The following is an 11,800-nucleotide window of genomic DNA, read 5'->3' on the forward strand; positions in this document are numbered from 1 at the left end:
GCGGCCTATCGCCCATCCCTAACAGATCGAGGAACCGCGATGACAGTAACTGACGACGACGTTGCCCCGACGCGTTCACCCGAGGTAGCAGTGATCGGGGGCGGGATCGTCGGTCTGTCGACGGCGTACGCGCTGCGGGAGCAGGGCGTGCCGGTGCGCTTGTACGAGGCCGGTCTGCCCGGAACGGGTCAGTCCGCGGGCGAGTCGCGGATCTTCCGGCATGCCCACGACGACCCGCGACTCGTCGCTTTCGCGCGCGAAAGCCGCGGTGTATGGGATGAGTGGGCCGAACACTTCGACGTCGAGCTGGTCTCATCAGACGGTGTCGTGGCGATCGGCGAGAGCGCCCTGGCGCGGCTGCGGGTGCTCGACCAGGTCGGCGGCGTGGAAGCGCACGAGATCGATGCAGCCGAGCTCGCCCAGCGAATGCCGCTGCTCGCTGGGTACTCGGGGCCAGCGGTGCTCGACGAGTCGGGCGGCGCGATCCGCACCCGCACCGCGATCACGGCACTCGCAGGTGCCCTCGCAGATGCCGTCACCACCGCAGAGGTCATCTCCATCGATCCCCGCGCCGATGGGACGGTCGAGGTGCGCAGCGTCACCGACCGGGCTGTCTACTCCAAGGTGGTCGTGTGCGCCGGCCGCGAAACCGCCCGCCTGGCCCGCAGCGTCGGCCTGTCGCTGCCGGTTCGCCTTGCCGCACACGTCCGGCTGACCTTCGACGTGAAAGCCGCCGCCCCGGCACGAGTCGCGTGCCTGCAGGACAGCAGCGGCGTCTTCGGCGAAGTCGGCGTGTACGCGACGCCGCTACCGGGCAACAGCAGTTATTCGGTCGGACTCAGCGAAACCGTCGGCGTCCGCGACGACGGAACGTTCATCGACCCTGCGGCGATTCGATCGCTGGACGAACGCGCGCGCGAATACGTGACACGGGCGCTGCCCGGTCTCCACCCAGAGCCGCGCGACTTTCTTCACTGCTGGGTGACCGACCTCCCATGGAGCGAGGACGGCGTGGCCGTGTGGGAGGCAGGCTCTGCCATTTTTGTGGCCGGTCACAATCTGTTCAAGCAGGCACCTGCGCTGGGTCGCGCTCTTGCCCGGGCTGCGACCGGCGGCGGTCTCGCCGCCGACCTCACGCCCGCCGCTCGCCTCGGCGAAGCGCTGCGATAGTTCGCCTGACCCCAGAACGGACGCACTCAATGGGTAAACGTCTCCTCGTCGAGGACAACGGCAGCCCGCCCTGGGCCAGCCCAAAAGTCGCGGCTGAACAGCAGTCACAGGCTCAACCACCTTGTCATGGGGTGTCTTCATCGTGAGGATCGGTACGCGGAGGTGCCGCAGCGGGATCCGTCACTGCGGGATCCGCTCGCGGTAGCCGACCGCGTTCAGCCATCGCTCCGCCGCCGCAGGATCCGCTACCGCCATCCCGCGAGATTCCCGCAGCTGGCGCTGCTGAGAGATGGTCTTGAAGGGCTTGGAGCGTATGAGTGAATGGAAGAATTGGAGCCCAGGCCACCCACTGATGGCGTGGGATACATCAAACCCACAAATGGTAGCCGGTGCTGCCGACCAGGTATTTGTGGCAGAAGTCATTTCGGTTCGACTGGAAGAAAGCGAAACATTTAGGGCGAGGATCCCGGTTGAAGACAGTGATGAGTTCGTCGAGATGGTCCAGCCCGAAGGCCGCGCCACCGTCAAGGTGGTCGAGCGGCTTAAAGGCGAAGTCCCCGACAACGTCGAAGTGATGTTTCCTCCTATGATCTTCGTCTCTAACCCGACCTCTGGACTCCCGGAGGTTCCGGTTAGTCCTGGCGAGACATATGTGCTCTCCACTATTTCATCAAGAGAAAGCGATCTCCTGTCTGTTCTGCCAGACTCCGGAATTCTGCCAATGTCTGTCGCCATCGCAGAGGAGCCACGCACGAATGGGCGGACCTCACCCGATGGGCGTCAGGAGATCAGCGCCGACCGAAACGCCGTTGACCTGATGAAGGAGTCAATCGAGCACGCCGTTCCCTTCCGAAATGGCATGCCAGTCATTGACCCGAACGCGGAGCCCGTGCCCATAGACGGGATTCGGTAAGTCGGCGTGCACCCCGTGCCGGTAGTGAAGGCGGTCGGTCAAGCCGGGACTGGCACCGGACTGGTCGGTCAGTCGCGCCTTCTTAACTTGGGATCGAGTGTCGAGTTCTCGAGAGCGACAACTCGGCACCGTTAGCTTGTCATAAGGACTGGTTATCGGCGTCGCATCACCTCTGGGCAGAAGGTGCTTGCCCGCCCCTGCGGCCAGAGCATCTGTCTAGTTGATTCACTCCGCGCGCGGCCTCGACCGCGCTGGCCCCTCCCGCCCGCCTACCTTGCGCCGCTTGCTGCTCGGTGAAGACAGTGCGGCCGCGAACGCCAGGCCGAGAGCCGGGGCGGTGAGAACACAGGCCACGAGGACGCCGAACATCTCGTGGACCGGATACAGCAGCATCGGAGCCCCTGCGAAAAGCGTGGCAAAAGCCGCAGCGGGTTTGAGAAGGATTCCTGCCGGCCACGCGCCCACTCCAGCGCTGAGCGAAGCTACGAGGTACGCCATTCCGATTCCGAGGACCCAAGCCCGGTCCTCGGTACCAGTTTGAGTACCGCTTACGAAGAAAACCACCGCGGGGACGACGAACCACACTCCTGCAACGGTGAGCATCGACCGACCGAGACGAAGCCGTGCGGTCGGAAATCCTCGACCGGAACCCCACCAGACCGCCACGGCAAAAATCACGACCGCAGACAGTGCCCAGGATGCGGCACCGGGCACCGCGCATCCCAGCCCGTCCGGCGTGACGCCGTAGGCCGCGCGGTACCGCTCCTGAATTCGTTGACAGACGGCGGCCCCAGCTAGAGCTCCTCGCAGCATCGCGACGAACCAGGCCAACAGTCCGAGAACGGCGAGTTGGGCCCACTGGGCTGGAAGGGAGTCGTGCGGAACCTCTTCTGCCACTGCCACTCCTCGTGGTCGTCATATCTTTGCGGCGCCCGCACCAGTAACGCTGGCGCATCGATCACAGCCATCCGTGAAAGCGGTACCACATTCCGCCGAGCTCCTCGATCTCGTATCCCTGCAACATCGACGTCAGTTCTTCAGGCCGACCGTCCTCACTGTGCGCCCACCCGCGGGTATGCCACGAATACGGATTCTGGGTGGTCGAGAAGTGCACCTCGTCGTCCCGTCGAGTGATCCTGACTATTTCTTCCGTCAGTTGATCTCGTACGTCACCGTGACCTCGACCGACAGTTCCTGACTGCCGGCCTCGATGGGCGTAGAGGCGGCGCTGTCCGCCATCGCCCTCGCCTGAGGGAACGGTATGGCGCCGTCAGCCGGGGCTTCGACGATCGAGTGCACCGAACCCAGTTCCGAGCCGGCGGCATCGGCGATCTGCTGCGCCTGCTGTTGTGCCTGGGTGACCGCCTGGGCCCGAGCCTCGGCCCTCAAGGTGCTGTCGTCGGCGATCGAGAACGTCAACTGCTGAACCCGGATGGCATCGCCGGCAGAGCCTGCGGCGGCATCGATCAAGTCTCCGCTCCGCGAGATATCTCGAAGAGTGGCTTCCACCTGATTGGTGACGGTGTATCCGTCGATCGTGCCGGCCGGCTGATAGTTGGGCTGCACCGACAGGTTCATGGTGGAGATGTCCTCGTCGTCGACGCCCTGGTCTTTGATTGTCTGGATCAGGGCGCCGGCGAGTTCCGCGTTTTCCGCCATCGCGGCGGTGGCTGCGGCCGCCCGGGTTTCAACACCGAGCACGATAGTGACGGTATCGGGGGCCCCGTTGACGATACCGGTGCCCTGCGTGGTGATCACCGGCCGTTCCTCGCTCGAGGTCGAACAGCCGGCCAGCAACAGTGCGGCGGCGGAGAGTGCAACGGCAACGGATCCTCGTATGTGGGCCATACGTCACTATGGCCCACAAACGAGTCGGCATCCGTAATTTCAGAGCCAGTCGTTGCCGCCGAGTCCGAGCTCAGCCACGTCCAACCGCGGGGTCAGGGCTGTGTGGGGTGCGAGCCCGTGCTTTTCCAGGACGGCGCGGATCGTCTCCGCCGCGTCGACGTTGAGGGGGCTCGAGACCCACATGCCGTAGGGCAGGTTGACGAAGCGGTTCTCACGCACGGCCTTGAGGCCCCGGCTCGCGGGGTGAGCCTTAAGTGCGGCGATCTTGTCCTCCACCGTCTGCTCGCCGTAGTCGACGAAGGCGATCACGTCCGGGTCTTCGGCAGCGAGGCGCTCCCAGCTGACGCTGGTCCAGGTGTCCGCGATGTCCTCAGCCGCGTTTCGGGCTCCCGCGGCGTCGATGATCCCCTGGGGGCCGCCGAATGAACCCGAGGAAAAGATCGTGTCACTGGTGCTGTCGACCAGGAAGATGGTCGGCTTCTCCTCCGGCGCCGGTAGGGCCGTGAGAGCGTCCAGGCGCTCGCGAACTTCGTCAGCGGCTGCCGCGCCCGTGTCGGCGTTTCCGGTGATGGTGCCGATGTTGCGCAAATCCGTGTCGAGTGCCGCCCACGGGTCCATAGTCCCGCGTTGGGCCTCGCCCTCGGACTGCCGGCACGCCTCGGTGAGCTGGTAGACGCCGATGTCATGTCCGGCGAGGATGTCCGGGGTCAATCCCCGTGACTCGGAGAACCCGTAGTTCCAGCCGGCGAACATGACGTCGGGCTGCGCCGCGACAACGTTTTCCAGGGTCGGCCCCTTGCCCGTCACCTCGTTGAGTCCGTCGATCTGGTCGCGGTAGGCGAGTCGCAGCAGATCCTCGTCCGCGGAGGCTCCGGCTACCGCGCTGAGCTGTTCACGCGCACCTGCCGACAACGCGATGGAGATGATGCCCGAGTCATAGGCGAACAGCTCGTCCACCGTCTCCGGGTAGGTGACTTCCTGACCACAGTTGACCACTGTGACCTCGCCACCGGACCCGCCGTCGGTGGTTTCCGTGGCAGCGGAACCGCATGCGGAAACTAGTGTCAGCGTGATCGCCAGCGCAGGGCCTGCTGTGATGACCGAACGTTTCATGGATGAGTACTGCTTTCTGTGGTGGTGGCGACCGCGTCCCCGATGAGTAGGTGGGGTCGTCCGGTCCGGGGGTGGGCGATGATGTCCCCTCGAACGCCAAAGACCTCGTCGAGGAGGTCGGCGGTGAACGTCTCGACAGGTGGCCCGTACGCGACGATCCGGCCGTCGTGGACAACAGCGACCGCGTCGAAGTACCGCAGGACCAGATCGAGATCGTGGATAGCTGCCACGACGGTGGAACGGAGAGTGTCGAGCGCATCCATCAATCGCAGACGCCAGGCGGCGTCGAGGTGGTTGGTGGGTTCGTCGAGCATGAGGAGCGGGGTGCGCTGGGCCAGTGTCCGCGCAAGAACAACCCGGTGGCGCTCACCGCCGGAGAGCCGCATGCAGGACTGATCCCCTCGGCCGGCCAGTCCTACGGCGTGTAACGCCTGATCGACGATGGCCTGCTCGCCCTCCTCGCCCAGCGCCCACGGCGTGCGGTGTGGCGTCCGCCCGAGCGCCACGGCCTCGGAGAGGGTGAGCTCGGCTGAGGGCGCCTCCTCTTGGCCCTGAACCGCGATCAACCGCGCACGCTGCCTGGACCGCATCCGGTGCAGGTCCTCGCCGTCGACGGTCACCGAACCCGACACCGGGCTGTCCAGGCCGGCCAGCACTCTCAGGAGCGTCGACTTCCCGGCGCCGTTCGGACCGACCAGGGCGAGCCTGGAACCCGCCGGGACATCGAGGTCGACCGAAGAGACGATGACCCTCTTTCCCCTGGCGCAGGACACCTCATCTGCGGCCAGGCGAACGCCGCCCGTCCCCGTCATGACGCGTTCCCGAACGCGTAGGCGCGGCGGCCCATCAGCAGCAGGAAGATCGGAGCGCCGATGATCCCGGTGACGATGCCCAGCGGCATCTCCTGGGGGGCGGCGATCACGCGGGAGAGCACGTCCACCCACACCAGGAAGAGCGCACCCGCCGCTGCGGCCACGGGGAGCATGGCCCGATGGGTGGCACCCACGACCAGCCGTGCTGCGTGGGGGATGATCAGTCCCACAAACCCGACGCCTCCGGCCACCGCGACCAACACCCCCACCAGCAGGCCCTGATATACGAAGAGCCCGATGCGGAGAGCGCGTACCGGCACCCCGAGCGAGGCCGCCGTGTCCGAGCCGGTCGCGTAGGCATCGAGCCACGAGTGCAGCACCAGACCCGTTGCCAGCGCCACCGCGACAACCCCCGCCGCGAGGGGCACCTTGGACCAGGTCGCCCCGGCGACGCTGCCGAGCATCCAGTGCATGACCGTCTCGGCCGAGCGCGAGTCGGTGGCCACAAAAACCAGGAATGACGACACGGCGGTGAACGCCGATGACAGCACGACACCGGCGAGGATCAATCGCAGAGCGGTGAGTCCGCCGGTCGCACTGGCCACCGCGTAGACGAGCACGGTGGCGCCCAGTGCGCCGAGCAGCGCCCCTCCCGACAGGGCCCACACGCCGAGGCCGCCGAGAAAACCGACGGTGATCACGGCCGTGGCGCCCACTGCGGCCCCGGCGGATACTCCGAGGAGATACGGCTCGGCGAGTGGATTGCGCACGAGGGTCTGCATCGCGGCCCCGGCGAGTGCGAGGCCCGCCCCGACCACGGCGGCGAGCACTGATCGAGGTAGACGCAGGTCGAGGATGATGATGGAGTGCGCACGCTCGGCTTCGCCGCCGGTGACCGCCGCCCATACCGTCCGCCAGACGTCGCTGACCGGGATGTGCTCGGCGCCAAAGGCAACCGAGCTGACGACGCTGGTCGCTGTCAGCAGGGTGAGAACGATCGCCAAGGGGATCGGGGGGAGCCTGCGGGCCGAGCGTGACGATCGATGGGGCGCGGGCGATGCAGCGGCCGCCCGCTCAGCCCCGGCGTTGATCTCAACGTCGACGGGCTCATACGTGGAGTACACGTGTGACCTTGTCTCTTCAAAACCTGTGCGCGAGGTTCACTCGGATGTCGCGGAACCGACAGGTATTCGGACTCGGGATCTGCCCTCCGCGGCGCCTTCCCGGAACAAGTTCCAGTGGCTTTCTGCCGGTTCGGTACCCCACACCGCTGCGCGCCAGTCCCGGAGTCTCACCGGGTTCCCTGGCATCCGTCTATCCCCGGGGGGACGCCGGATGCGGTCGGTTCCGGGCTCGACGGTAACAGAGCCCCGTGATCACCGGCTCACTGCCCGACCGCCTCGAGAACCTCGCGGTGTCGGCGCTCGATGGTGACCCGATCGTCCGCGTTGCGGGTGCCGTCGAGGGCGTCGTCGCGGAGTTTGGTGGCGTGCCGGGCGAGAACCGCGCGACGTTCGGGATCGTCGAGTACTCGCGCGGCCACCGCCAGGACGTCGAGCATCCGGATGCTGACAGCCGGCGCGCCGGCCCCGAACTGCCGCATCTGGTCGAACATCGCGTCGACCAGGCCCGTGAAGTCGGACGTTGCCGCGACCAGTCGGACCTCGCCGTCCCTGGCATGAACCCCGGTGGGCCAGCGACGATCCTCTAGGGTGCACAGCGCGTCGCCGAATCGGTCGATGACGTCGACCGCGGTGAACGGGTCGTTGGTGCCCGGGCTCAGGGCGCGTGTGCCCACCTCGACGAGCAGTCGCACGGCGTGTTCCACGTCCTGGTCTTGAGTGCGCGAGGTGCCGACGGTGAGTCGTGCATAGAGGCCGTCGGGAACGCTCGGCAAGGCAACGGCGATGGGGGAGTTGGGGTAGAGGTAGTCGCCGGGCCTGACCAGTAGACGGATCGTCGAGTCGGACTCAACGGCGAGGTTGACCAGCCCCTCATGGTCGACCAGTTGTAGGTACCCACCTTTGCGGGCGTAGAGGGTCTCGGCACCGGACCAGAACTCCTCGTCCGGTGCTGGCAACGCGGTGCGCTCGGCGTCGCTCGGCTCGGTGGCTGACAGGAGGGAGGACCGGAGGTCCGAGGTGAGGAGGTTGACGACTCGAGTGGTGTTGATCGACCTGGTGACGTGGTCGATGAAGTAGACAAGTGCGCCGATGCAGCCGAGCGCCATAACCAGAGCGAGGGTGACGTTGTAATACGGAACGAATGGTGGCCCCTCGTCACCGCCGGTGACCGTGCGCAGGCTGTAGAGGCTGAATGCGAACGTGGAGATGAAGATGCCCAGGGTGACCTGGTTCCCACGGTCCTCGGTGAAGTTCTGGAGCAGCCGCGGACCCATCGAGCCGGCGGCGTAGGACAGGGCCGCGATCGTGATGGAGAAGACGGTGCCACCGACTCCGATCGAGCTGCTCGCGATCGCGGACAGGACGCTCCGGGATCCGTCCACCCCGCCGTCGTAGAGCCAGCCTGCCGCGCCCCCGTCACCGGCCGACAACGCGGTGACCGGGTTTCGGGACAGCCACGTCCCCAGGAAAGCAAGTGCGAGAGCGGTGAGGGTCATGACCGCGGGCAGGAACCAGAAGCGCAAGCTGATCTGGCGGAGTCTGAAACGAAGCTTGGCCATGGTTCTCCTCGCGATGGTGCTGCCCAGCGTATCCGCGCGACGGACTACGAGAGGGGCTGTGGCTCGATACGCTCACGTCATGTCAGCAGCAAAGGACACCCTCGGCCGCGCGCGTCAGAACGTCATCTATCGCGCGGGCATCTCCGGAATCACACCGAAGGTGCCGACGGGGGCCGGCCGGCTGGAGGCCGCGGCGAAGCGTGCACTGGCGCGCCGGCCGGGCGGTAGGAAGGCGTGGGCGTATATCTATGGCGGGGCGGGCGCCGGAGCGACGATGGACGCCAACCGTGCAGCCTTTGACCGCCGTCAGATCGTCCCGCGGATGCTGCGGGACACCTCAGAGCGCGACCTCTCGGTGGAATTGTTCGGCCGACGACTGCCCGCCCCGGTCCTGGTGGCCCCGATAGGCGCTGCCGGGCTCATCACCCGGGACGCCGACATCGACGTGGGAGCGGCGGCTGCGGAGCGGGGCCTGCCCTACATCCTGTCCTCGCAGGGGTCCTCCCCGATGGAGGCGGCCGCCGCGGCGATGGGTTCGTCTCCCCGGTGGTTTCAGCTCTACTGGAGTAAGGACGAGGAGCTCGTCGACAGCTTCATCGCCCGCGCGGAGGCGATCGGCGCGGGAGCACTCGTCGTCACGCTCGACACGACGACGCTCGGCTGGCGGCCCTGGGACCTGGACCTGGGCTCCCTGCCGTTCACGCGTGGGGTCGGCATCGCCCAGTACACCTCGGACGCTCGGTTCGCCGAGTTGGTCGCCGAGCGGCTAGCCGCGGATGCGGAGGAAGCCCCGGTGACGGTAACGCCGCAGGCGGTGAAGACCCTGGTGGAGATGGCCCGCAACATGCCGGGACGACTCGTCGACAACCTCCGCGCGCCCGAGACCCGCGCAGCAGTGCAGACCTTCCTCGACACCTTCTCTAATCCCGCCCTGAATTGGGAGCACATCGCGACGCTGCGGGAGCGTACGCGCCTTCCGGTGGTCCTCAAGGGTGTCCTGCACCCGGACGATGCGCGACGCGCGTTCGACGCGGGTGTCGACGCGGTGATGGTCTCCAACCACGGGGGCAGGCAGGTCGACGGTGCGATCGGCTCGCTCGATGCGCTCGTGCGGGTCCGTGAGGCGGTGGGATCCGAGCCGACCGTGCTCCTGGACTCGGGGATCCGCGGCGGTGCCGACGTCGTCAAAGCGATGGCGTGCGGGGCCGATGCGGTCACTCTCGGGCGCCCCCACCTCTACGGTCTGGCGATCGCCGGCCGCCGTGGCGTCGGTGAGGTGTTGGACAACATACTCGCCGAGATCGATCTGACCATGTCGTTGTCCGGGGTGAGCTCGTGGGGCGAGGTCGACGCCGGTCTGCTGGCCTGACGGTCATCTACCTGAGGTCACCCTCACGTTAGTGTGGGATGTCTCACAAAACGCGGCGTTGGAGCTATTCGGGATCGTTTGGCGACCGGGGTGTCCAGTAAAGTCAGCCGGAAGTTCTTCCGGCGGTCAAGGCGGTACCCCCGCAGATTCCCGGAAGAGACGCCTCGATGGCGGACGATGCACGGGCCACCCTCCTGCCCACTTGTGCCTCTCGCGACAGAGCGCTGGTGTGTAGACACCGGCTTTTCACAACGCTGTAAAAGGATGCCCTATGGCCTCGAGCCTTGAAGAGATCCCAGATATGAAGCCGGATTCGGATGTCCCGGAGCCTGGTGCCGCGCCGTCGGTGATCGGCATCGTCGCCGAGTCCAACCCGGCGGAGAACCGGGTGGCGGCCACACCCGAGACGGTGGCGAAGTTGATCGGCCTCGGCTACCGGGTAGTGGTGGAGCGCGGTGCCGGAACGCGCGCCGAGTTCGCTGACCCGGCCTACGCCGAAGCCGGCGCCGAGCTGGTCGATGGTGACGCGGCCTGGTCGAGCGATGTCGTGATGAAGGTCGCCGTCCCCACTGAGGCCGAGGTCGCCCGGGTGCGGTCCGGCGCCAACCTGGTAAGCCTGCTCGCCCCGGCGCAGAATGAGCACCTGCTGACCGTCCTCACCAAGCAGGGCGTCACCGCCCTCGCCATGGACGCGGTGCCGCGCATCTCGCGCGCCCAGTCGATGGACGTGTTGTCCTCGATGGCCAATATCGCCGGCTATCGCGCGGTGATCGAGGCGGCTCACCACTTCGGCCGCTTCTTCACCGGTCAGGTCACGGCCGCGGGCAAGGTCCCGCCCGCCAAGGTCCTGGTGGCGGGTGCCGGTGTGGCCGGACTGGCCGCCATCGGTGCGGCCTCCAGCCTCGGCGCCATCGTGCGCGCCACCGACCCGCGGCCCGAGGTCGCGGATCAGGTCAAGTCGATCGGCGGCGAGTACCTGCCCGTCGAGGTGCCCGAAGAGGAGAAGGAGGTTTCGTCGGACGGCTACGCCAAGGCCACCAGCGAGGCCTACGACAAGGCTGCTGCCGACCTGTATACGACGCAGGCCGCGGACGTGGACATCATCATCACCACCGCCCTCATCCCGGGTCGTGCGGCGCCGCGTCTGATCACAGCCGCGGACATCGCCGCGATGAAGCGCGGGTCCGTGATCGTCGACATGGCGGCGGCCCAGGGCGGCAACGTTGAAGGCAGCGTGGCCGACCAGGTGGTGGTGACCGAGAACGGCGTCACGATCATCGGTTACACCGACCTCGCGGGCCGTCTTCCCGCGCAGGCCTCGCAGCTCTACGGAACCAACCTGGTCAACCTGGCCAAGCTGGTCACCCCGGAGAAGGACGGCCAGTGGGCGCTGGACATGGACGACGTCGTCCAGCGCGGCGTCACCGTCACCAAGGGCGGCGACCTCATGTGGCCCCCGCCGCCCGTCCAGGTCAGTGCAGCACCGCCCGCCGCGGCCGCCGCCGAACCGGCGGAGCCCCCGGCGGAGAAAAAGAAGATGTCCTCGGGCGCCAAGATGGGCCTGATCGGTCTGGGCATGGCACTGCTGGTGGTGCTGATCGCCATCGCACCCGGTGAGATCCCGCAGCACATCACGGTGTTCGTGCTGGCCATCGTCATCGGTTACTACGTGATCGGCAACGTCCACCACGCGCTGCACACGCCGCTGATGTCGGTAACCAACGCGATCTCGGGCGTCATCGTCGTGGGGGCGCTGCTGCAGATCGGCATCGACAACACGGTCGGGCTCGCCCTGGCCGCCATCGCGATCCTGGTCGCGTCCATCAACGTCTTCGGCGGTTTCGCCGTGACCCGTCGCATGCTCGCCATGTTCTCGAAGGGAGCCTGAGACC

At 66.9% G+C, this 11,800-nt stretch carries 10 protein-coding genes and 1 riboswitch; of the genes, 4 read left to right on the top strand and 6 right to left on the bottom strand.

The genetic code is table 11. The annotated features are described in order from the left end of the window. Window positions 1–39 precede the first annotated feature (39 nt). A complete protein-coding gene (locus ON04_RS01170) occupies window positions 40–1,170 on the top strand; it encodes an NAD(P)/FAD-dependent oxidoreductase (RefSeq protein ID WP_010539735.1) in 1,131 nt (376 codons plus the stop codon). 313 nt (window positions 1,171–1,483) lie between these two features. Then, window positions 1,484–2,083 (top strand): hypothetical protein, encoded by a 600-nt coding sequence (locus ON04_RS01175; RefSeq protein WP_141564574.1) that lies wholly within the window; start codon window positions 1,484–1,486, stop codon window positions 2,081–2,083. Window positions 2,084–2,308: 225 nt separating this feature from the next. Here the strand turns inward: ON04_RS01175 and ON04_RS01180 are convergent, their stop codons facing one another. From ON04_RS01180 to ON04_RS01205, 6 genes are all read right to left on the bottom strand, one after another. Then, entirely contained in the window at window positions 2,309–2,980 is a 672-nt protein-coding gene (locus ON04_RS01180) for a hypothetical protein (protein WP_010539737.1), read from the bottom strand. Between the two features lie 255 nt (window positions 2,981–3,235). Continuing rightward, on the bottom strand, window positions 3,236–3,841 hold the full coding sequence (locus ON04_RS01185) for an SIMPL domain-containing protein (RefSeq protein ID WP_238529187.1): 606 nt from the start codon (window positions 3,839–3,841) through the stop codon (window positions 3,236–3,238). 129 nt (window positions 3,842–3,970) lie between these two features. Beyond that, window positions 3,971–5,044, bottom strand: coding sequence for an ABC transporter substrate-binding protein (locus ON04_RS01190; RefSeq protein ID WP_010539739.1), 1,074 nt, complete (start codon window positions 5,042–5,044; stop codon window positions 3,971–3,973). Continuing rightward, window positions 5,041–5,856 (bottom strand): ABC transporter ATP-binding protein, encoded by an 816-nt coding sequence (locus ON04_RS01195; RefSeq protein ID WP_010539740.1) that lies wholly within the window; start codon window positions 5,854–5,856, stop codon window positions 5,041–5,043. Before ON04_RS01195 ends, ON04_RS01190 begins: the two co-directional genes overlap by 4 nt. Further along, a complete protein-coding gene (locus ON04_RS01200; protein WP_010539741.1) occupies window positions 5,853–6,980 on the bottom strand; it encodes an iron ABC transporter permease in 1,128 nt (375 codons plus the stop codon). The genes ON04_RS01195 and ON04_RS01200 overlap by 4 nt, the downstream gene beginning before the upstream one ends. 40 nt (window positions 6,981–7,020) lie before the next feature. Continuing rightward, window positions 7,021–7,213, bottom strand: a riboswitch (cobalamin riboswitch). Window positions 7,214–7,240: 27 nt separating this feature from the next. Then, window positions 7,241–8,539, bottom strand: coding sequence for a DUF2254 domain-containing protein (locus ON04_RS01205; protein ID WP_010539742.1), 1,299 nt, complete (start codon window positions 8,537–8,539; stop codon window positions 7,241–7,243). Between the two features lie 79 nt (window positions 8,540–8,618). On the opposite strand from ON04_RS01205, the gene ON04_RS01210 reads away from it, so the two are divergent. Next, window positions 8,619–9,908 carry an alpha-hydroxy-acid oxidizing protein gene (locus ON04_RS01210; protein ID WP_029457431.1) on the top strand — a complete coding sequence of 430 codons (1,290 nt, stop codon included), beginning with the start codon at window positions 8,619–8,621 and terminating at the stop codon, window positions 9,906–9,908. 301 nt (window positions 9,909–10,209) lie between these two features. Further along, the gene (locus ON04_RS01215) at window positions 10,210–11,796 is read left to right on the top strand and encodes a Re/Si-specific NAD(P)(+) transhydrogenase subunit alpha (protein ID WP_050815229.1); all 1,587 of its coding nucleotides are present in this window, start codon (window positions 10,210–10,212) and stop codon (window positions 11,794–11,796) included. The last annotated feature ends 4 nt before the right edge of the window (window positions 11,797–11,800 follow it).

Origin of the sequence: Dietzia alimentaria 72, assembly GCF_000226215.1 — a bacterium.
Lineage (GTDB): Bacteria > Actinomycetota > Actinomycetes > Mycobacteriales > Mycobacteriaceae > Dietzia > Dietzia alimentaria.

What these genes read in the sequence shown, in the direction of transcription:
- ON04_RS01210 (WP_029457431.1), top strand. Translation starts at nt 8,619, where the DNA reads ATGTCAGCAGCAAAGGACACCCTCGGCCGCGCGCGTCAGAACGTCATC.
- ON04_RS01170 (WP_010539735.1), top strand. Translation starts at nt 40, where the DNA reads ATGACAGTAACTGACGACGACGTTGCCCCGACGCGTTCACCCGAGGTA.
- ON04_RS01175 (WP_141564574.1), top strand. Translation starts at nt 1,484, where the DNA reads ATGAGTGAATGGAAGAATTGGAGCCCAGGCCACCCACTGATGGCGTGG.
- ON04_RS01195 (WP_010539740.1), bottom strand. Translation starts at nt 5,856, where the DNA reads ATGACGGGGACGGGCGGCGTTCGCCTGGCCGCAGATGAGGTGTCCTGC.
- ON04_RS01205 (WP_010539742.1), bottom strand. Translation starts at nt 8,539, where the DNA reads ATGGCCAAGCTTCGTTTCAGACTCCGCCAGATCAGCTTGCGCTTCTGG.
- ON04_RS01190 (WP_010539739.1), bottom strand. Translation starts at nt 5,044, where the DNA reads ATGAAACGTTCGGTCATCACAGCAGGCCCTGCGCTGGCGATCACGCTG.
- ON04_RS01215 (WP_050815229.1), top strand. Translation starts at nt 10,210, where the DNA reads ATGAAGCCGGATTCGGATGTCCCGGAGCCTGGTGCCGCGCCGTCGGTG.